Genomic DNA, 21,673 nt, shown 5'->3' with positions numbered 1-21,673 from the left:
TCTTTTTTGGATTACGCCGTTAACTTCACCGGCTCATCACGGAAATTGTCAGCCGGCTCCAGCGACAAATGCAGCGTGTTCAGCAGCCCACGCAACTTCTCGTGAAACTCGCGCAGGGTATATTCCAGCCGCTCTACCACTTCTTTATCTTTGATCGGAGCCGTCGTCCAGTTCCCCGCTTTGTCGAACAGACCAAATTTATAGCTATAGGTGAAACGCTTTTCCTGCGCTTCCAGTTCCATCCACCAGCCCCAGAATTCGCGCAGTTCAGGCGCGGGTTTCACGTTGACGCAAACGGCCAGACAATCGAAAAAGAATCGATTATCTTCGCACTTTCCTTCCCGGATATAGGGGCCAAGCGCGGTGAATTTCTTGATCAATCTGCTCTTCGGGTGTCCACTCGGTAACGTCATTGCGATCTCCTGTTGTGAAGCAACTGTTTTACCAAAACAGTAGAATTTAGCAAATTATTAACACAATCTCTTTTCAATCCAGCGGGTGATTTCCTGTAACGCGTTGTCAAAATTGCGATACACCGGATTGAATGGAATCTCCAGCAGCTTACCGTCAGAAGATGAAGACGTGATTAAGCGCGACTCCTCTTCCGGACTGAAGGGATCGTTCTTCCAGAAGCCCGACAGCATTGGCGTTGGGCAACGTCTGCCGAGCAGTCCCTGCACCTTCAGCGAATAGCGATTGAGCTCCACGCGCAGCGCTTCATCGGACGCATCGTGCATTCCCAGTCGGCTCGCCAGAACGTCAAGATACATTTCCGGTACCGCCCCCTGACGCAATGGATCGCTTAGCAACGCATGGACAACTGGACCAAGACAGGCCACCGCCTTCAGACGCGGTGATTCAAGATAAGCCAGCCGCACCGCCACATTGGCACCAAAACGGAATCCGAACGCCGCCACTCGGGTATGATCCACCCACGGCACATTCGGCAGCGCTTTCAGCACATGCTGATGCAGCAGGCTGGAGTCCTGTGAGAGCTTCCACTTTGAAGAGAAACCGACGGAAGGCATGTCCAGCGTGAGCATGGCAATGCCACGCGGCGCGAAATAGCGCTCATACAGGGTGTAGTAATCGGTTTGCATCGAATCCAGACCGCCGCACATAAGTACCGTCGGGAACGGGCCGTCGCCTTTTGGCATATGCAAGAACCCGGTGATGGGGGAACCACCGGGCACCGTAAACTCCATCTCACGCAGTGAACCAGGCAGTCGCTGCGCGGCTTCCTCATAGGCTCGGTTAGATAATGCCTGTGCCTGTTCCGCCAGATCGTCCCCTTTCAGGTGTGGATAGGCGGCGATGTTGTACAACGTCGAGGCATGCAGCCAGTGGCGACCGCTGCGTTCAGGATCCGTTTCCTGGCAGGCTTTTTGCTGCCAGTCCATTGCCTGTTTTGCCCATTCATAAATCCAGTTACCGCCACGATAACCGATCACCGTATCGTAAAGCTCGGCATCGGTGCGCTCGGCGTCGCTCATCACGATCCGCGCCTGGACATCAAGAATTTCTCGCGGATCCACCCCGCGCCAGATCCACATCAGGCGGTTAATCATGCGATACCAGTGGGGAACGTTCTTGCCATCCAGCGCCGATTGCACAGGCGGCTGCGTCCCGGCATTAAAACGGCGGACAAGGGTCGACGTTTCGGGATGTTTAAAACGGGGTTTGAACAGGATTTCGCTAAGATTAGCCTGTGACATGCGTACAGCCTCCTGAAGTACTGACTGAGGCACATTGTAACCCGACACCGGCTAAATAGAACAACGCCCGGCAGTGCCAGGCGTTGAAAAAGTCAGAGATTAGCGGCCAGAAATCGGCGGAATAAAGGTCACGCCCATATCCCACGGCTGCTCAATCCAGGTATCCTGCGGGATATCAATCACATAATCATCGACTAACGGACGACCCGCCGGTTTCGCGAAGATGGTGACAAAGTGCGCTTTTGGATACATTTCACGGATAGCCACGGCGGTACCGCCGGTATCCACCAGATCGTCGATGACGATAAAACCTTCACCGTCGCCTTCTGCGCGCTTGAGAATTTTCAGCTCACGCTGGTTGTCGTGATCGTAGCTGGAAATGCATACGGTATCGACATGACGAATGCCCAGTTCACGTGCCAGCAATGCGCCCGGCACCAGACCGCCACGGCTAACGGCAATAATGCCTTTCCACTGTTCTGAAGGCATCAGGCGATTTGCCAGTTTGCGTGCATGAATCTGCAGCATGTCCCAGGTGACGACGTATTTTTCGCTCATGTGAAGTGTCCCAGCCTGTTTATCTACGGCTTAAAAAGTGTTCAAGGGGGAAATGGGTTGCGCGAGATTATAGAGATCTGAGCCACCAAAAACCAGTGTTTCGCGGAATCGGGCCCTCTTTTTACGTGCTTTATACTCGCAGCGGGCGCAGAAAGTGGTATTCTCAAGCGCATCTCGCAAGCCTGACTTGTGGTAATAATTAACCTGCTAACCCTGTGACCTGCAAGCTTGTTTGCAGAGCATCTATACCTTAAATAATTCGCGTTGCAGGCAAGCCAACACACATGCAACCTGAAATATGACGGGTATACAAGGAGAATGATCGTGTCTGAATTATCTCAACTCTCCCCGCAACCGCTGTGGGATATTTTTGCAAAAATCTGTTCTATTCCTCACCCGTCCTATCATGAAGAGCAACTCGCTGAACACATCATCGGCTGGGCAAACGAGAAAGGTTTCCACGTTGAGCGCGACCAGGTGGGCAATATCCTGATTCGCAAACCGGCCAGCGCGGGAATGGAAAACCGTAAACCGGTGGTCCTGCAAGCGCACCTGGATATGGTGCCGCAGAAAAACAACGACACCGTACACGATTTCACTAAAGATCCGATTCAGCCTTATATTGATGGCGAATGGGTGAAAGCGCGTGGCACCACGCTGGGTGCCGATAACGGCATCGGGATGGCTTCCGCACTGGCCGTTCTGGCTGACGACAGCGTCGTTCACGGCCCGCTGGAAGTGCTGCTGACCATGACGGAAGAAGCGGGTATGGACGGTGCATTTGGTCTGCAGGCCAACTGGCTGCAGGCGGATATCCTGATCAACACCGACTCTGAAGAAGAAGGTGAAATCTACATGGGTTGCGCGGGGGGGATCGACTTCACCTCTAACCTGCCGCTAACCCGCGAAGCCGTTCCGGCAGGTTTCCAGACCTTTAAGCTGACCCTGAAAGGGCTGAAAGGCGGCCACTCCGGTGGCGAAATCCACGTCGGTCTCGGCAACGCAAACAAACTGTTGGTTCGTTTCCTGGCCGGTCATGCTGAAGAGCTGGATCTGCGTCTGGTTGATTTCAACGGCGGTACACTACGTAACGCAATTCCGCGTGAAGCCTTTGCGACCGTCGCCGTCGCGGCGGACAACGTTGATGCGCTGAAAGCGCAGGTCAACGCTTATCAGGACATCCTGAAAAACGAACTGGCTGAAAAAGAGAAAAACCTGGTGGTTCTGCTGGAAAGCGCAGCGAACGATAAAGCGGCACTGACGGCGCAGTCTCGTGACGGCTTTATCCGTCTGTTGAACGCGACGCCAAACGGCGTGATCCGCAATTCCGACGTCGCAAAAGGCGTGGTTGAAACCTCACTGAACGTGGGTGTCGTCACCATGACCGATGACAACGTCGAAATCCATTGCCTGATCCGTTCGCTGATCGACACCGGTAAAGACTATGTCGTTAGCATGCTGGACTCACTGGGCAAACTGGCGGGCGCGAAAACCGAAGCCAAAGGGAGCTACCCTGGCTGGCAGCCGGATGCGAACTCGCCGGTGATGCATCTGGTACGCGAAACCTATCAGCGTCTGTTCAACAAGACGCCGAACATCCAGATTATCCACGCGGGTCTGGAGTGCGGTCTGTTTAAAAAACCGTACCCGGATATGGATATGGTCTCTATCGGGCCAACCATCACCGGTCCGCACTCACCGGATGAGCAGGTGCATATCGAAAGTGTCAGTCATTACTGGACGCTTCTGACCGAACTGCTGAAAGCGATTCCGACAAAGTAAGTCACGATCGTTATGCTTTAAAAATGCCGGATGGCGGCGCATTGCGCCTTATCCGGCCTACGAACTGTCAGCAGATTTGTAGGCCGGATAAGTGAAACGCCATCCGGCAGTTTTCATACCCGTTATTCATCGCGGTTATAACCCCAGTAATAACTGTCGTTCCAGTTGCGGGTCCAGCAGAGTAACATGAAGTCCCACCAGACGAACGCCCCGCCCTCCCCGGCGTTCTTCCCAGGTTTTACGCGCGGTAGAGATCAGATCTTCTTTATTCAGTCGCGGCCAGACGTGTTCCTGGGTGGTTTGCTGAAAGTCATTAAACTTTAGCTTCACCCCCTGACGGGCGATGAGCAGATCGGGTTTCACTTTCGCCAGTCTTCGTTCAAGTTCCGGATATAACCGTTCAATAATCGCTTCACAGTCAGACCATTCATGAATGTCTTCCGCCATTGTGCGTTCAACGCCGACCGATTTGCGTAAGCGTTCATTATTGACGTCCCGTTCGTCGATTCCCTGACTGCGCTCCCACAGTACCCGCCCAAACTTACCGAAGCGCTTGAGTAATGTCGCCAGGTCGAACTGTTGCACATCACCGCAGGTGCGTAGCCCCATGCTTTCCAGCTTTGCCGCAGACACTTTACCGACGCCGGGAATTTTACCCAGCGGCAACGTGCTGAGGAACGCCGGGACATCATCCGGCGTAATGACATATTGCCCGTTGGGTTTATTCAGATCGGAGGCGATCTTGGCCAGAAACTTCACCGGTGCCACGCCCGCCGATGCGGTAAGTTGCAGTTCGTTGAAGATAGTCTGGCGGATCTCCTGGGCGATGAGCGTTGCTGAACCATGACAGTGCGTGCTGTCTGTGACATCCAGGTATGCTTCATCCAGAGACAGCGGTTCAATTAACGAGGTGTAGCGTGAAAAGATGTCCTGAATCTGGCCGGAGGCTTCTTTATAGGCTTCGTAGCGGCCGGGTAACAGCGTGAGGTGTGGGCACAACTTCAACGCCATTCCGGTCGGCATCGCACTGCGCACGCCAAATTTACGGGCGGGATAGTTGGCGGTACTGATGACACCTCTGCGCTCGCGGCTGCCGCCAATCGCAATAGGAATATCGCGCAGCGCCGGGTTGTCACGCATCTCAACCGCTGCGAAAAAACAGTCCATATCAATATGTATGATTTTACGCATCACTCACCTCCACAGCACTGTTTAAGTATACAGTGTTTTTCTGCAATGGGAAGTCGATGAGAACGCACTAAAGTAAAACGCGGCGAGTTGCAACAAAAGAAATATCTGAGATCGTTTTAGTATAAATTGTAAACGCACCACGAGGGGCTTGCGAAAAAATGTCGTGGTGTTAATGTGAGCGCTCCAAATCCAGATTAGTCCGATTTGGGGATCTTATTATTTGCCGTTCTGGCGTGTGCAATCGTTTTATCAAGGAACAAGCAGTATGCGTAAAATCGCATTATTTATTGCGATGCTTTTGATCCCGTGCGTGTCATTCGCCGGCTTGCTGAGTAGCAATAGCTCCACGACGCCGATCAGCAAAGAGTATAAGCAGCAATTGATGGGATCGCCGGTCTATATACAGATCTTCAAGGAAGAGCGCGCGCTCGATCTCTACGTCAAGATGGGCGAACAGTATCAACTTCTCGATAGCTACAAGATTTGTAATTACTCCGGCGGCTTAGGTCCAAAACAGCGCCAGGGGGATTTTAAAAGTCCGGAAGGTTTTTATAACGTCCAGCGTAGCCAGCTCAAACCCGATAGCCGCTTTTATAAAGCCATTAATATTGGCTTCCCGAACGCCTATGACCGTGCTCACGGTTATGAAGGCAAATACCTGATGATTCACGGTGCCTGTGTCTCCGTTGGCTGCTATGCCATGACCGACAGCGGCATTGATGAGATTTTCCAGTTTGTCACTGGCGCGCTGGTCTTTGGTCAGTCGAGTGTTCAGGTCAGTATTTATCCTTTCCGCATGACCGACGCCAACATGCAGCGCCACAAGTATTCCTATTACAAAGAGTTCTGGTCGCAGTTAAAGCCGGGATACGATTACTTTGAGCAAACTCGCAAGCCACCGACCGTTTCTGTTGTCGATGGCCGCTATGTCGTCAGCAAGCCGTTGAGTCACGAAGTGGTTCAGCCGCAACTGGCGTCAAACTACGCGCTCCCCGAGACAAAATAACGCCCACTCGCCTGGCATAATTTTTTGCCAGGTTTCGTTTCCTGTCAGCGGTTGCGTCGCAATCACGGTGACCACATCGTTGGGTGTGGTCTCTGAGCTGAAGTCAATTTCCACATCCTGATCCAGTAGCGTCGCCACACCAAACGGCGCGCGGCGGGTGATCCAGAAAAGATTGGTTGAGCAGAATGCCATCACATAGCGGCCATCTGACAACAACATGTTAAAGACCCCTTTCTCACGCAGTACCCCCGCCAGCGTCGCGATATACCTGAATACCGCCGTCATATTGCCCGGCGTGCGAGGGTAGCGCTGAGTCAGTTTGTGCAGCAGCCAGCAGAATGCCTTTTCGCTGTCGGTTTCACCGACGGGGCGAAAATTGCCGGTTTCCAGCGATTTATAGCCTGAGAGTTGCCCGTTGTGCGCATAGGTCCAGTTACGGCCCCACAGCTCACGCGTGAAGGGATGCGTGTTCTCCAGCGCCACTTCACCCCGGTTCGCCTGGCGAATATGGGCAACCACGGAGCAGGATTTGATCGGGTAGTCCTGTACCAGCCTGGCGATGGGAGAATTAAAGCTGGGTTGCGGATCTTTGAACGTCCGGCAGCCTTTGCCTTCATAGAAGGTGATGCCCCAGCCGTCTTTGTGCGGCCCGGTTCCTCCCCCCCGCTGAACCAGCCCGGTGAAACTAAAGCAGATATCGGTAGGCACATTGGCGCTCATCCCGAGCAGTTCGCACATACATCACCTCCACGAAACGCCACAATGAAGCGGAAGGCGTAATTGTTACAGCCAATCAGGACTCAAAATGGCAGATAAAATAATATGCTACACCCTAAATAATTCGAGTTGCAGGAAGGCGGCAATGGAAGAAATCCCCAGGAGCATAGATAACTATGTGACTGGGGTTTCTGAGTACAGCCAACGCACCTGCAGCTTGAAGTATGACGGGTATAGTTATTTAACCATCTCTTTTTCGATCAGCTGGATCAGGATATGAATCACTTTAATATGAATTTCCTGAATACGGTCAGCATAGCCGAAATGCGGAACGCGGATTTCGATATCGGCGGTACCGGCCATTTTGCCGCCGTCTTTACCGGTCAGGGTGATCACTTTCATCCCCTTTTCGCGCGCCGCAGCGATGGCTTTGATCACGTTACCCGAATTGCCGGACGTCGAGATGCCTAACAGCACATCGCCTTCGCGCCCTACCGCTTCCACATAACGGGAAAAGACGTAGTCGTAACCGAAATCATTGCTGACGCAGGAGAGATGGCTGACGTCGGAAATCGCAATGGCCGGATAGCCCGGACGGTTTTCGCGATAGCGCCCCGTCAGCTCTTCTGCAAAGTGCATGGCGTCACAATGAGAGCCGCCGTTTCCGCAGGACAGTACCTTACCACCCGCTTTAAAACTGTCTGCCAGCAGGACCGCCGCGCGCTGAATGGCGTGAATATTGGCGTCATCTTTTAAAAAATTAGCCAGCGTTTCCGCCGCTTCGTTCAGTTCGTTACGAATAAGATCCTGGTACATGAGGATATCCTTCAGCATGAATGTAAATGACAGGATGCAGTGTACCGGATAGCTCTGGCAGCGAGAAGCATAAGCCACATCAATGGCGACGGCTTTTGATTTTTCGTGCCGCGGAAAACAGCAACAATGTGAGCTTTGTTGTAATTATTTTGTAAACACATTGATAAAAGATTTTACATCCACTACAACCATAACATCACAAGTGGTCAGACCTCCTACAAGCAAGGGAGCTTTTCGTTATGATGATTTTGAGTATTCTCGCTACGATCGTTCTGCTCGGCGCGCTGTTCTATCACCGCGTGAGCTTATTTCTCAGCAGCCTGATTTTGCTCGTCTGGACGGCGGCGCTTGGTGTTGCCGGACTGTGGTCAGTCTGGCTGCTGATTCCGCTGGCCATTATCCTCGTGCCGTTCAACTTTACGCCAATGCGTAAGTCGATTTTCTCCGCGCCGGTGTTCCGCGGCTTCCGTAAGGTCATGCCGCCAATGTCGCGTACGGAGAAAGAAGCGATTGATGCCGGTACCACCTGGTGGGAAGGCGATCTGTTCCAGGGCAAACCGGACTGGAAAAAACTGCACAACTACCCGCAACCGCGTCTGACCGCCGAAGAGCAGGCGTTCATCGACGGCCCGGTAGAAGAAGCGTGTCGCATGGCGAATGACTTTCAGATAACCCATGAGCTGGCCGATCTGCCGCCGGAGCTGTGGGCATTCCTGAAAGAGCATCGCTTCTTCGCGATGATCATTAAGAAAGAGTACGGCGGGCTGGAATTCTCGGCTTACGCACAGTCTCGCGTACTGCAAAAATTGTCCGGCGTCTCCGGGATCCTGGCGATCACCGTGGGCGTGCCAAACTCTTTAGGCCCTGGCGAACTGTTGCAGCATTACGGTACGCAAGAGCAAAAAGACCATTACCTGCCCCGCCTGGCGCGTGGTCAGGAAATCCCTTGCTTTGCACTGACCAGCCCGGAAGCGGGTTCCGATGCGGGCGCCATTCCGGATACCGGCATCGTCTGCATGGGTGAGTGGCAAGGACAGCAGGTGCTGGGGATGCGCCTGACCTGGAACAAGCGTTATATCACCCTTGCGCCTATCGCTACCGTTCTGGGGCTGGCGTTTAAACTTTCCGACCCGGATAAACTGTTAGGCGGCGATGAAGAATTGGGGATCACCTGTGCGTTGATCCCGACCTCAACGCCGGGTGTGGAAATTGGTCGTCGTCACTTCCCGCTGAACGTCCCGTTCCAGAACGGTCCGACGCTCGGTAAAGACGTGTTTGTGCCGATCGATTACATCATCGGCGGCCCGAAAATGGCCGGTCAGGGCTGGCGTATGCTGGTGGAATGTTTGTCGGTAGGTCGCGGCATTACGCTGCCGTCAAACTCTACCGGCGGGGTAAAATCCGTCGCGATGGCGACCGGGGCCTACGCCCATATTCGTCGTCAATTCAAAATCTCCATCGGTAAGATGGAAGGGATCGAAGAACCGCTGGCACGCATTGCCGGTAACGCCTACGTGATGGATGCTGCCGCGTCCCTCATCACCTACGGCATTATGCTGGGTGAGAAGCCAGCAGTGTTGTCGGCTATCGTGAAGTATCATTGTACCCATCGTGGTCAGCAGTCGATTATCGACGCAATGGATATTACCGGCGGCAAGGGCATTATGCTCGGCGAAGGTAACTTCCTCGCGCGGGCCTACCAGGGCGCACCGATTGCTATCACCGTGGAAGGCGCCAACATCCTGACCCGTAGCATGATGATCTTCGGCCAGGGGGCGATTCGCTGTCATCCGTATGTGCTGGAAGAAATGGCGGCGGCGCAGAACAACGATGTGAATGCGTTCGACAAACTGCTGTTCAAACATATCGGTCACGTCGGTAGTAACAAGATGCGCAGCTTCTGGCTGGGTCTGACGCGCGGCTTAACCAGCCAAACACCCACCCGCGATGCGACAAAACGGTATTATCAGCACCTTAACCGTCTGAGCGCTAACCTCGCGCTGCTCTCCGACGTTTCGATGGCGGTATTGGGCGGCAGTCTGAAACGCCGTGAGCGCATCTCCGCCCGTCTGGGCGATGTGTTGAGTCAGCTGTATCTGGCCTCTGCGGTACTGAAGCGTTATGACGATGAAGGCCGCCATGAAGCCGATCTGCCGCTGGTTCACTGGGGCGTTCAGGATGCACTCTATAAGGCGGAACAGGCGATCGACGATCTGCTGCAAAACTTCCCGAACCGTCTGGTCGCCGGGCTGCTGAAGGTCGTGATCTTCCCAACCGGTCGTCACTATCTGGCCCCGTCGGACAAGCTGGATCACAAAGTCGCGAAGATTTTGCAGGTTCCGAGCGCCACCCGTGACCGCATTGGTCGTGGTCAATACCTGACGCCGAGCGAGCATAACCCGGTAGGATTACTGGAAGAGGCGCTGCTGGACGTGATGGCCGCCGACCCTATCCACCAGCGTATTTGCAAAGAAATTGGCAAAAACCTGCCGTTCACCCGTCTGGACGAGCTGGCGCAAAACGCCCTGGCAAAAGGCTTAATCGACAAAGAGGAAGCGGCCATTCTGGTTAAGGCGGAAGAAAGCCGTCTGCGCAGCATCAACGTGGATGATTTTGCCCCAGAGGAGCTGGCGACGAAGCCGGTAAAGCTGCCAGAGAAAGTGCGTAAAGTCGAAGCCGCATAACGCTTACGCATGACCTTTTAGCCTCGCTTCGGCGGGGCTTTTTATCGCCCACGTTTCCTGAAAGCACGTGCTACAGTGTCAGAGTGCTGTTCAACAAGGAGAGCCCTACCGTGCCTGGTTTGAAAATTACGCTGCTGCAACAACCGCTGGTCTGGATGGATGGTCCGGCCAATTTGCGCCACTTTGACCGTCAACTGGAAACCGTGACCGGACGCGACCTGATTGTTTTACCGGAGATGTTCACCACCGGCTTTGCGATGGAAGCCGCCGGGCAGTCGCTCGCGCAGGAAACGCTTATCGCCTGGCTGCGCGATAAAGCGCAACAGACCGATGCGCTGGTGGCCGGGAGTGCTGCCATCTCCAGTGAGCAGAGGGCGGTAAACCGCTTTTTCCTGGTTGAGCCGCGAGGGACAGTTCATTTTTATGACAAGCGTCATCTGTTTCGCATGGCGGACGAACATCATCATTACCAGTCGGGTAACCGTCGCACGATCGTGGAATGGCGCGGATGGCGCATTCTCCCACTGGTGTGTTATGACCTGCGTTTCCCGGTGTGGTCACGCAATCTGAATGATTACGATCTGGCGCTGTATGTCGCCAACTGGCCGGCTCCCCGTTCTCTGCACTGGCAGACACTGCTAGCGGCGCGCGCTATCGAAAATCAGGCATATGTTGCCGGGTGCAACCGCGTCGGTACGGACGGTAACGGCCATCATTATCGTGGAGACAGTCGGGTCATTAATCCCCAGGGGGAAGTGATCGCCACGGCGGAAGCCCACCAGGCCACGCGCATTGATGCGGAACTGTCGTTGAGTGCGTTGAAAGAGTACCGGGAAACCTTCCCGGCCTGGCAGGATGCCGACCCGTTTACCCTGCGCTGATCCCCTCCCCCTATGGGAACCAGACAAAAATGTCTACCGCTGTGGGGACGGTTCAGCATCAGGTTCCCTGATAAACAGGCTGACAAAGATGATCACCACGCCAACCCACTGCAGCCAGGCGATTTTCTCCCCCAGAATCAGCATAGCGACAATGACGGCCATCGGGAGTTCGCACGCGCAAAGAATCGAACTGATGCCACTGCCAATACGCGGAATGCCAATCGCAAAGAAAACGATCGGGATGGCGTAACCGAGTACGGCCATTAATCCGCCATACAGCATTGCAGCGCCGAATGTTTCTCCTGACAGCGTTAATTCGAGGTTTGGTAATATCAAAACCAGCGTCGAGGCTAAACACCCCACCATGATATAGAACGTGCGCTGTGACCAGTGCGCATCAGAGACGACATGCGCATTGAAAAAGAGGAAAAAAGAATAACAAATCGCGCAAAGCAGGCCAAATGCCACGCCGCTCCAGGTGAGGTAAAAATGGTCAAAATCACTGAGTACCCCTGCCGCCAGCACCGTTGCTGATAATATCAGCGCAATCATCAGCCAGCGACGCCCGCCAGGCCACTGTTTGCGGTACACCGCGTCCAGAAGCACGCCTATCCAGACGAACTGGAACTGCAGCACAACGGCGACCGATGCGGGTAAACATTCCACCGTTTTAGTAAACGTCCAGGCCGTCAGCCCCATGGTTAATCCCACGAGGAAAAGTTGAATGCGTTTCGTCTTGTCGATTGAATATTGCCGAAACGAAACCAGGATGATGGCAAAAATCACAAAACTGATGCTGACCGACGCGAGCATTAAATGACTCAGGGTCACCCCCGCTGATAATCCAAGTTTTATCATTGTGGGCAACATACCTGTCGTCATTGCCCCCAATGCCACCATCACACTGTATTTGGCTTTAGTTGACATGAGTTCACTCGTTAAGGGTATTAACAGTTGTATTATTCTGTCGAACAGAGTTGTCGTAGAGTAAAATGTTCATCTACCCGTTTCCATTATTCGCACAATGTATCCGCACAATGCGCGAATTTTCTGAATTATCGTTGCCTGGCGCAGGCATAAGGTAATATATGGCACTTACTCTTCAGGAACCAGACCTGAGATATTCGTATTCATTACCTGTAATGTAATGAAGTAACATAAAAGCTACTCAAATAAACCCTGCGTTATCTTTCGGAATACTACCAGATTTTGTTATCATCCTTTTACCAGGATTAAACATATTATCAACAGCATTATTTCAGGATGTCTTCCACTTTTTAAAAACGCGGTTAGGACTATTAGAAGGTGAGCGTTAATTTCTCCTAAAATAACTTACGTGCAGCACTTCACAAAATTACATATCCTTAGTCTGAATAACCTGATGAGATGATATATGTAATGTTAAAACGCATGTAATGGCAGAATTCATCACCAGAAGGAAACCAGTTATGTTTAATGGGATCACCTTAAGAAAATTAGAGATTTTTCTTTCTTACATGCAAAACCGGAATGTGACGAAGACGGCTGAAACACTCAATATCAGTAAAGTCAGCGTTCACCGTACGCTTCATGCACTGGAAGAAGACCTGCGCTGTGCCCTTTTTATCCACCAGGGCCGATCGCTGTTTCCGCTCGACAGTGCGAATGTGCTTGAGGAGCAATCCACCCTTCTGCTGGAACAGTTTCAACGCTGTGTTCGTCTTACGCAGGCCGCCTCGAAGGAAAAAGCCAGTAAGTTAAAAATTGGCATGCTGTATTCTTTGTCTCTCGAAACCATCCCTCATTTAATCATGGGGCTAAAACAACGAAGACCCAATCTTGATGTCGAACTCTTAATGGCGTCGAACCAGAAGTTATTAGGCTTACTCAATACCCAAATGGTTGATGCTATTTTAATTTCCGTTCCGGAACACTACGATACGGCAAGATTTGAAACCTTACCGATTTTTGATGATGATATTTTTCTTGCCACGCCGGTTGATGTTCCTGCGCCACCCCAGGTTCCTGTTGATTTAACCCTGTACAGCAATCAAAAATTTATCAGCCTTACCGAAGGTTTTGCCACCTACAATGGTTTTCAGGAGGCGTTTAAAATTGCTGGCTTCAAACCTGACGTTATTGTTCAGGTACAGGATGTCTTCTCGCTGATGAGCCTTATCAGCTCCAACATGGGTTGCGGTCTGTTGCCGGGGAGAATGAGAAGTTTATTCTCTGATAAAGTCAGACTTTTACCCCTGGAAACGCGTTTTCAGATGAAGCAGCATATCGCATTAGTTTTCCCCCGTAATAGTGAATACAACCTGCTACCCTTAATTGCGGAATGTCGGATGTACGCCCGCAGTTATAATAAAAAACAGAGTCAGACTCCCGCCTCTTAAAAAAATAACGGCACTATAATTGGGATGTGATAATTCCCGGATAGCGCCGCCCGCCGTTTTTTTTCACTCATTACCTTTTACGTAACGATAGAACCCGGTGTGTAATTGACTGTGTTTACCACAGATTTATACTGATTTTCAAATACAGTACCTTTTCCAATTATTCTAATTCTTAACGTATTCATCGCATCGTAAACGGCAAATGACCGATTGTGGTGTTCGCCTGGTATTGGAAAAAATCAGAATAAACGTGCTTAAAGGAAGAGAATAATGCAGGCACTCGCGAACGTAACTCAGATAACCTTTTCTCCATCATTGCCTGATGACAGAACAGTTAACTATTTTCAGTCTCAGCCAGCGATGGTGGGTGAAGTGCTGCTGCAAGCCATCTTGCTTGAAGTCTGCAGTTTCCCAAAACCAGGACTGGTCACCCCGGTATCAACCGGCTCGCACAGCGATATGAATCTGCAAACTTTCCTGCTCAGTTCTTCCGCGATTGCCCCCTGTTTCACGCTGTGCGCCGAGGCCGGGTTCACGCATCGCAACCCTTTGTCACGGCTGTTAAAAAAGATTAGACCGATTGGCATTGATTATGAAAACCGCCTGCTTGAAGTGACCCGGGGAATCAACACGCAGCGCGGGATCCTGTTTTCTGGTTCGGTTCTGGCCTGTGCTGCAGGTTATTTATCTGGCCTGAATCAACCCATTAACAGCATTTCACTGGCCCATTGCATCCGCCAACTCTGCCAGGGGTTATGCGAATCTGATTTTGCCGTTTTAAAGACCCGTCCAGCACAGACGGCCGGTGAAATATTGTTTACGAAATACGGCGTCACCGGGATCCGAGGCGAAGCTGAACAGGGCTTCCCCACAATCGCTCAAATAGGCTATCCGGCGTTAATCGCGGCATTCAACAAGAGGCTGCCTTTACGTCATGCATTAGTCGATTGTCTCCTGATGCTGATGACACAGTGTGAAGACACGAACGTATTGTGGCGGACAGGGCCGCAACAACTGGCTGAACTGAAACTCCGCGCATCAGAAATTGTTCATCGCGGCGGGATAAGTGCTCCGGGAGGTGAGGCGCGTATTCACCAGCTTAACGAATGGTGCTGTCAGCACAGAATTAGCCCAGGCGGTTCAGCGGATCTCTTAGCCCTGAGCATCGCAATGTATCTGCTATGCCATTCACATTTTCCCAACGACGTTACCCAGGAGAGAATATGAGCATCTATCAATATGCGTTTATTTGTTATTGCATCACTATCGCCATTTCATTTGCCGTTATGGGGATCGTCGTTGGATTAAACAAAGCCATGAATAAATTAAATATTCGTGATGACGACTAATAATAAAATAAGGAATTAATCATGGAGATATTATTACGCCTCTTCTCGGGTATCGGGACTTTTTTTACTGAAGATCCGCTGATCGCCCTGGTCCGTTTCCTGCTCATTGTGTGCGGCTTCGCCCTCGCTTACCTCGGCTTTAAACGGAAACTGGATCCGTTAATCATGGTACCTATGGGCCTGGGAATGATCGCCATTAACGCCGGCGTATTGTTTCTGAATAATGGCACCATCGGCACCATCATGCTGGATCCTATGGTGAGTGAAACCAACGAATTAATGTCGTTGATGCAGGTGAACTTCCTGCAACCGATTTACGCCCTGACGTTCAGTAATGGTCTGATCGGCTGTTTAATCTATCTTGGCATCGGCACCATGAGTGATGTCAGTTTTCTGCTTGCCAGACCCTGGGCCAGCATTATCGTCGCGCTGTTTGCCGAACTCGGTACGTTTGTCATGTTGGTTATCGGCTATCAGTTCTTTGGTCTGCCGCTTAATGAAGCCGCCGCTATTGCCACAATCGGCGGTGCAGATGGTCCGTTAGTGATGTTCTCGGCACTGATTATGTCGCCGAATCTGTTTGTTCCGATTGCGATTATCGCCTATTTGTACCTGACGCTGGCCTACGCAGGTTTCCCTTATCTGGTACGCCTGATGGTGCCGAAAAAATTCCGCGGCGTTGACACGGAAATGGAATACCCGCAGGTGTCCAAAAAGGCGAAATTCATTTTCATCATCTCCATGTGTACCCTGCTTTGTTTGTTGCTGCCTGCGGCCGCGCCATTATTGCTGTCATTCTTCGTCGGGATGGCCATTAAAGAGGCGGATATTCTCCCTTATCACAAGCTGCTGGAAAGTACGATCACCTACAGCGCCACCTTCTTCCTGAGTCTTCTGCTGGGAACATTGTGCAGCGCGCAGACCCTGATGGATCCGAAGGTTGGTATTATTCTGGTATTGGGCATCGGCGCACTGGTTATTTCGGGTATTGGCGCATTAGCCGGCGGCTGGTTTATTTATTTCCTGTCACGGCGGAAAAATTACAGCTATAACCCGGTGGTCGGTATTTCTGGCGTCTCTTGTATGCCGACCTGTGCCAAAATTGCGCAGTATGAAGTCACAGCGGAAAACCCCTATAGCGTTATTTTACCGGTTGCCATCGGCACAACGATCAGCGGAATTATTGTCTCCGCCGTCGCCGCCGGGATATTTATGACCACATTCTCAGTGGTCACTATTTTACCGTAACGTTTTTATCAATATCCAACACCTGATTCACCAATGAGACTATTTATAAACTGGAGATATTGGTATGTCTGAAGTAAAAAAATGGAATAAATTACAGGAAGACACCCGGCAGCGTATGGCGCAGATACAGTCGCTATTCAGACAAGGGAAAGAAATTGATGCGGCGGACACCGTTACATTGCTGGAAGGCGTTATCCGTGCAGGCGACAGAATTAACATTGAGGGGAACAACCAGAAACAGGCCGATTTTCTGGCCGAATGCTTGTGCAAGGTTGATAAAGAAAAAATAAATCATCTGCATATGGTGCAATCAGCCGTTCCTCTGGCCGCACATCTGGAACTCTTTGAACGGGGGATCGCCGAAAAACTCGACTTTGCTTACGCGGGACCGCAATCAGAGCACCTCGCCACCGCCATCCGGGAAGGCAAGATCAAGCTCGGCGCTATTCATACGTATCTGGAGCTGTTTGCCCGCTACTTTATTGATTTGTACCCACGCGTCTCGCTGGTCACGGCGTATGAAGCTGACCGCGAAGGCAACCTGTACACCGGTTTTAATACCGAAGATACCCCCGCCATCGTTGAAGCGACGAAATTCCGCCAGGGCATCGTCATTGCTCAGGCGAATAAGATCGTCGATAAAGTCCCGCGCGTAGATATTCCCGGCGACTGGGTCGATGTGGTGATTGAGTCGCCGCGTCCTTTTTATATCGAGCCGCTGTTTACCCGCGATCCGGCATTAATTACCGACACGCATGTCCTGATGGCAATGATGGCGCTGAAGGGGATCTATGCCGAATATGGCGTCAAACGCATCAACCACGGCATTGGTTTTTTCACCGCCGCCATTGAGCTTTTACTCCCCACCTATGGCGAGGAGTTGGGTCTGAAGGGAAAAGTCTGTACCCATATGGTGCTGAACCCGCACCCGACGCTGATCCCGGCGATAGAAAGCGGCTGGCTTGAGGCGATCCATTGCTTCGGCGGCGAACTGGGCATGGAAAATTACGTGAGCCAGCGCCCGGACATTTTCACCATCGGGCCTGATGGTTCGCTGCGTTCTAACCGGGCCTTTGCCCAGACGGCCGGACACTACGCCCTCGACATGTTCATCGGCGGCACGCTGCAAATCGACAAATACGGCAACAGTAGCACCGCGACGGCTGACAGGGTCGCCGGCTTTGGCGGCGCGCCCAACATGGGATGCGACGCCAAAGGACGCCGTCACACCACAGAGGCCTGGCTGAAGTGCGGTGAGGAATTCTCTGCTACTCAACAGGAGTTGCTGGGTGATATGCCGCGTGGCAAGCGCCTGGTCGTGCAGATCCAGGAAACCTTCCGTGAAAAAAGAGCGCCGGCGTTTGTCGATCGCCTCGATGCCTGGCAACTGGCAGAAAATGCCAACCTGCCGTTACCGCCGGTGATGGTTTACGCCGATGATGTCACGCATATCCTCAGCGAAGAAGGCATTGCCTATCTGCATCGCTGTGTCGGTCAGGAGCAGCGGATGGCGGCCATTCGCGCCGTTGCTGGTTACACAGAACTCGGTCTGCAGGCAGATCCGGCCGAAACGGCACGGTTGCGCGAACGTGGTCTGGTTAAAACGCCGGAAGATCTGGGTATCGACCGTCGACGCGCGAACCGTTCGCTGCTGGCAGCCAAAAATATCAAGGAATTGATGGACTGGTCAGGTGGCTTGTACAACCCACCATCACGGTTCCGTAACTGGTAATTCAGGAGAAGAAGAAATGGCGTTAAACCAACTGAATATGTGGTGTAGTGCGGCGACTCCGCGCCCGTTATCCCGGCCAATGGTGCATTTTGGCGTCGTGGGTTCTGGCGATCTGGAGGTATTGATTGAGAGCCAGAACCTGAATGGCAAAGCGAACATCTGCATCAACACCCCCATCACCGGATTCGATGATATCTGGCGCCGGGTCATGACACGTTTTATCGACGAGAGCCAACTGGGCGATGTGCTCATCAGCATTAATGACAATAACGCACCGCCCGCCGTCGTTGCCCTACGTTTACAGCAAGCGCTGGCTGAACTGGAGCCCGCGAATGGCTCCTCCGGCGCCAAAAGCTTTCTCGAGGCTAACGCTCGCACCCGGGCTTACGGTTTAGTCGATGAGGGGACCTTTACCGAGTTAGCCGGTCCGGCGGACAGATGTACCAGTCCGCATCTTCCGGTGCTGGGCGAAGCTGTCGAATTTGATGATGGGATCGTAACCGGAATTGGACTGCTGGGTCGTCGTCCGACCCTCATTATCTCCCAGGAAGGCCGCTTTATCGGTGGTTCGATTGGCGAAGTAGGCGGTGCCAAAATGGCCGGCGCGTTGAAGCTGGCGCTTGAGCTGTACCAGCGGTTAAGCCACAACGATGCGCCACCGCAGGCTGAAAAATGTCCCCTGGTGCTGATCTCTTTTGAAACCGGCGGCGTGCGGTTGCATGAGGCGAACGCGGGTTTGCTGGCCCACGCCGAGGTGATGGACTTGCTTCAGGATCTTCGCCACAAAATCCCGGTCGTGGCACTGGTGGGCAGTAAGCTGGGATGTTTCGGCGGCATGGGCTTCGTTGCCGCCGCCACCGACGTCATCGTCATGAGCCAGTTCAGTCGCATTGGGCTAACCGGCCCGGAAGTCATTGAGCAAGAAATGGGGCGCGACGAATTTGACGCCTCAGATCGCGCCCTGGTGTTCCGCACTACCGGGGGGAAACATAAATACATCATGGGCGACTGTAATTTCCTTGTTGAAGACAGCATTGACGCTTTCCGCGCCCAGGTGCAGAAGATTGCCGGAATGACCATGGCGGAGATCGAAGCATTAAGGCGGATCGGCAGCCCTGAACTGGTTTCCAGGCAGATGGCCACGGTCGCGGCGGTCAGTGAACTCCAGCCAACGGATTCAGTCGATGTCTGGCGGGCGGCTGGCAATGAACCCCCGCAGGCACTGGTGGATATGTCGCTGGACGCGTTTTTAGCCACGACCCGACGCTTCACCCCTTCTACATCCGATCGCTAAGGAGAAAACAATGGAGACTTTAATGGGTCAGGGACGCGCCGCTATCGACATGCTGGTCGATCCCGACAGTTTTCAGGAAAATCAGTTACCGGCCTTTACCCTCCCTTGCGAAGACTACGGTCCAGGTGCGGTGGTGGGTTCTGCGCAACTGGGGGGACGCACCTGCACGGTCATCGCCAATGACGCAATGGCTTTCAATCCGCGCTTTCCAGTGGTCTATGCCGGCATTATCGGCCTGGAAGAGGCGTACAAAATGGCCCGCGCCGTGTATTGCTCGATTGCCGCCGACGCCAACAAACCCATCGCTGACAAACGGACATTGCTGCTGATCGTCGATACCCCGGGGAACGGGCCGGGCAAAGTCGAAGAAATTATTGGTATGAATAAGGCTACGGGGGCTTATCAGCTGGCGCTGGCTGAGGCCCGTAAAGCAGGACATCCCGTCATTGCGCTGGTGATCGGTCGTGCCATCAGTGGCGCATTCCTGTGCCACGGCTTACAGGCAGATCGTATTCTGAGTCTCAGCAGCAAATTCAACACGATGATCCACGTTATGCCGCTTACCAGTATTGCGCGCATCACCCGGCAAAGTCTGGAGCGGCTGAGCGAGTTGGCGACCAGTAATCCGGTTTTTGCCGCAGGTCCGCAGTTCTTTTACCATCTCGGCGGTATAGAACAGCAGATCGATGAGCTCGACCAGATGCACGATGCGCTGCTTCAGCACATGACAGAAATTCGGGCGTTAAAATGCGAAGGGCAGCAACATCTGCTTGGCCCTGAAGGTCGCGGAAGACTCGGTTTCCATCGCGGGGGACGTAAGATTCGTACTGCGGTACAAGCGTTGATGCAGCAGCAGTTCGAGGATGTCGCGGAGCGTTATATCCAGGCGTAAAGCCAGACGGTTTCGCACCAAGGAAAGTGAGCAAGTTCTTCGGGGGAATGCATCAGCCGCGTTCCCCCGGGGTAACGCAGGATTCACGGGCTGTCGGTTCACACCGTAGGGAGGTTGCGAATGCAGGATAAACTCAGGATGCTGGAAATGATGGTACAGGAGATCAGTACCGTGCCCACACTAGCGCAGATGCCTCAGCGAACCTTAGGTAGCAAGGGCATCGACGGCCCCACCAGCGCGCATGTGATTGAACAGATCCATACGCCGTTAAACCTGGCCTGCGTGACCTTTACTACGGGCTCCAGCGCATTTCAGAACATTGTCGGCATCACGCATGAGGAGAGGCCACAGCGGATTGCGGCAGGCTGCAAAGCACTTCAGCTTGCGGGCATTATACCTGGCGATCGGATGCTGGTGACCTATGCCCCGCTGATCAACGTCTTTACGCCGGATTCGCTGGTTGAAGCAGGCGTTAGCCACGGCTTTTTGTTGCGTTCCTGCCAGGATGCCCTGCTGCTGGCGCTGATCAAAGAAAATTACCAGGTCGTACTGGGAGAGTCTTCGTTTCTGCGCGCCACGCTAAAGCAGGCAAAAACGATGGATCTCGCCGGGTTATTGCCTGAAAAACTGTGTCTGCTTGCTGCCGGAACGCCTCTGGATCCGGAATTGCTGGAACTCGCCAGCGAGTTTAATTTTACCGTCCACGATCTCTATGGCAGCCAGGAATTCGGTTGGCTGACGCTGGATGGCCAGTTTCTGCGCGATGATCTGAGTCTGGTGGCGTCTCCGTATGGTCAGGAGTATGTCGAGATGATCGTAGGGGGATTACCGACTGGCGACAGCTTCCCGGTCAGTCCTCAGGGGCATATCTGCAACACACAGGGAAAATTACTGACTTATAAAAGACAACGTACGCAGCCAAATTACGAAGTGGTGATCGCAGCCACCCCGTGCCATTCTCGCGAACTGATGGAAAGAACCGCTCGCACGCTGCTTCGCATTAAGGGATGTATTGTCAAAGTCGCCACAAATCTGGTGCTCACCGCCGATGTCACCGAATTAAAACTGGTTCCCGGTCAGCCACCGGATGAAACACCGGCTCCAGCGTGCGTGGCGACGATTCGCGGTCCGGTTGCCACCGGACTGTTTGATACGCTGGTACAGGCGCAGCTCACTTATGAAAGGCAATCCAAGAGCGATCCGGCGTGGCTAAAACGCCGCTAGCAATTCTGTTGCCAGTGTTAATAAATGCAGGTCGCAATATCGTTACCTTTTAGGTAACCAAGCATCATTTATGTTGGCGAAAACCAGGCCGCCTGTCATTGAAATTATTCTTTGAACAGGTAATTATCATCGTAACGATAATAATAAATCGTTTTCAGGATACCAGGTTTTTTGCCTCGTAAATTATTTAATTATTTCTCATAAAA

The 21,673-nt window shown here is 52.6% G+C and carries 19 protein-coding genes; 12 read left to right on the top strand and 7 right to left on the bottom strand.

Annotation, left to right across the window (positions count from 1 at the left end):
- Positions 1-11 precede the first annotated feature (11 nt).
- The 3 genes from crl to gpt form a co-directional block, all read right to left on the bottom strand.
- A complete protein-coding gene (crl, locus tag ACERJC_RS00185; protein WP_152405773.1) occupies positions 12-413 on the bottom strand; it encodes a sigma factor-binding protein Crl in 402 nt (133 codons plus the stop codon).
- A 57-nt stretch (positions 414-470) separates the two neighbouring features.
- Positions 471-1,715 carry an esterase FrsA gene (gene frsA / locus ACERJC_RS00180; RefSeq protein WP_152405774.1) on the bottom strand — a complete coding sequence of 415 codons (1,245 nt, stop codon included), beginning with the start codon at positions 1,713-1,715 and terminating at the stop codon, positions 471-473.
- A gap of 99 nt (positions 1,716-1,814) precedes the next feature.
- Positions 1,815-2,273 (bottom strand): xanthine phosphoribosyltransferase, encoded by a 459-nt coding sequence (gpt, locus tag ACERJC_RS00175; protein WP_042324801.1) that lies wholly within the window; start codon positions 2,271-2,273, stop codon positions 1,815-1,817.
- Between the two features lie 324 nt (positions 2,274-2,597).
- On the opposite strand from gpt, the gene pepD reads away from it, so the two are divergent.
- Positions 2,598-4,055: a cytosol nonspecific dipeptidase gene (pepD, locus tag ACERJC_RS00170; protein WP_178827974.1), complete on the top strand. Its 1,458-nt coding sequence runs from the start codon at positions 2,598-2,600 to the stop codon at positions 4,053-4,055.
- 135 nt (positions 4,056-4,190) lie between these two features.
- Here pepD and dinB read toward each other — a convergent pair whose 3' ends face one another.
- Entirely contained in the window at positions 4,191-5,246 is a 1,056-nt protein-coding gene (gene dinB, locus ACERJC_RS00165; RefSeq protein WP_373670759.1) for a DNA polymerase IV, read from the bottom strand.
- 265 nt (positions 5,247-5,511) lie between these two features.
- On the opposite strand from dinB, the gene dpaA reads away from it, so the two are divergent.
- Complete coding sequence (gene dpaA / locus ACERJC_RS00160; protein WP_042324816.1) at positions 5,512-6,252, top strand: peptidoglycan meso-diaminopimelic acid protein amidase; 741 nt, start codon at positions 5,512-5,514, stop codon at positions 6,250-6,252.
- Here dpaA and ACERJC_RS00155 read toward each other — a convergent pair.
- The gene (locus tag ACERJC_RS00155; protein WP_178827971.1) at positions 6,223-6,990 is read right to left on the bottom strand and encodes a class II glutamine amidotransferase; all 768 of its coding nucleotides are present in this window, start codon (positions 6,988-6,990) and stop codon (positions 6,223-6,225) included. The two genes, dpaA and ACERJC_RS00155, sit on opposite strands and share 30 nt — an antisense overlap.
- 216 nt (positions 6,991-7,206) lie before the next feature.
- On the bottom strand, positions 7,207-7,785 hold the full coding sequence (lpcA, locus tag ACERJC_RS00150; protein ID WP_046475922.1) for a D-sedoheptulose 7-phosphate isomerase: 579 nt from the start codon (positions 7,783-7,785) through the stop codon (positions 7,207-7,209).
- 239 nt (positions 7,786-8,024) lie between these two features.
- On the opposite strand from lpcA, the gene fadE reads away from it, so the two are divergent.
- On the top strand, positions 8,025-10,469 hold the full coding sequence (fadE, locus tag ACERJC_RS00145) for an acyl-CoA dehydrogenase FadE (RefSeq protein ID WP_373670758.1): 2,445 nt from the start codon (positions 8,025-8,027) through the stop codon (positions 10,467-10,469).
- A 110-nt stretch (positions 10,470-10,579) separates the two neighbouring features.
- Entirely contained in the window at positions 10,580-11,350 is a 771-nt protein-coding gene (locus ACERJC_RS00140) for an amidohydrolase (RefSeq protein WP_373670757.1), read from the top strand.
- A 33-nt stretch (positions 11,351-11,383) separates the two neighbouring features.
- Here ACERJC_RS00140 and ACERJC_RS00135 read toward each other — a convergent pair whose 3' ends face one another.
- Positions 11,384-12,277: an EamA family transporter gene (locus tag ACERJC_RS00135; RefSeq protein WP_178827999.1), complete on the bottom strand. Its 894-nt coding sequence runs from the start codon at positions 12,275-12,277 to the stop codon at positions 11,384-11,386.
- A 521-nt stretch (positions 12,278-12,798) separates the two neighbouring features.
- Here ACERJC_RS00135 and ACERJC_RS00130 point away from each other — a divergent pair.
- The 8 genes from ACERJC_RS00130 to ACERJC_RS00095 all read left to right on the top strand — a co-directional run bounded on the left by ACERJC_RS00130 (position 12,799) and on the right by ACERJC_RS00095 (position 21,467).
- Positions 12,799-13,728, top strand: coding sequence for a LysR family transcriptional regulator (locus ACERJC_RS00130; protein WP_235922400.1), 930 nt, complete (start codon positions 12,799-12,801; stop codon positions 13,726-13,728).
- A 360-nt stretch (positions 13,729-14,088) separates the two neighbouring features.
- Positions 14,089-14,955 (top strand): triphosphoribosyl-dephospho-CoA synthase, encoded by an 867-nt coding sequence (locus ACERJC_RS00125; RefSeq protein WP_373671665.1) that lies wholly within the window; start codon positions 14,089-14,091, stop codon positions 14,953-14,955.
- Complete coding sequence (locus tag ACERJC_RS00120) at positions 14,952-15,077, top strand: hypothetical protein (RefSeq protein WP_258441289.1); 126 nt, start codon at positions 14,952-14,954, stop codon at positions 15,075-15,077. Before ACERJC_RS00125 ends, ACERJC_RS00120 begins: the two co-directional genes overlap by 4 nt.
- Before the next feature lie 21 nt (positions 15,078-15,098).
- The gene (madB, locus tag ACERJC_RS00115) at positions 15,099-16,325 is read left to right on the top strand and encodes a Na+-transporting malonate decarboxylase, carboxybiotin decarboxylase subunit (RefSeq protein ID WP_178827994.1); all 1,227 of its coding nucleotides are present in this window, start codon (positions 15,099-15,101) and stop codon (positions 16,323-16,325) included.
- Between the two features lie 64 nt (positions 16,326-16,389).
- Complete coding sequence (mdcA, locus tag ACERJC_RS00110) at positions 16,390-18,057, top strand: malonate decarboxylase subunit alpha (RefSeq protein ID WP_152405786.1); 1,668 nt, start codon at positions 16,390-16,392, stop codon at positions 18,055-18,057.
- A 16-nt stretch (positions 18,058-18,073) separates the two neighbouring features.
- Complete coding sequence (locus ACERJC_RS00105; RefSeq protein ID WP_373670756.1) at positions 18,074-19,351, top strand: biotin-independent malonate decarboxylase subunit beta; 1,278 nt, start codon at positions 18,074-18,076, stop codon at positions 19,349-19,351.
- A 10-nt stretch (positions 19,352-19,361) separates the two neighbouring features.
- Positions 19,362-20,243: a biotin-independent malonate decarboxylase subunit gamma gene (gene mdcE, locus ACERJC_RS00100; protein WP_373670755.1), complete on the top strand. Its 882-nt coding sequence runs from the start codon at positions 19,362-19,364 to the stop codon at positions 20,241-20,243.
- A 120-nt stretch (positions 20,244-20,363) separates the two neighbouring features.
- Positions 20,364-21,467, top strand: coding sequence for an acyl carrier protein (locus ACERJC_RS00095; RefSeq protein WP_373670754.1), 1,104 nt, complete (start codon positions 20,364-20,366; stop codon positions 21,465-21,467).
- Positions 21,468-21,673 lie beyond the last annotated feature (206 nt).

This window comes from Citrobacter telavivensis, assembly GCF_041807075.1.
Lineage (GTDB): Bacteria > Pseudomonadota > Gammaproteobacteria > Enterobacterales > Enterobacteriaceae > Citrobacter_A > Citrobacter_A telavivensis.
Note: the sequence above shows the minus strand (reverse complement) of the source record. Positions and strands in the feature narration are given on the sequence as shown.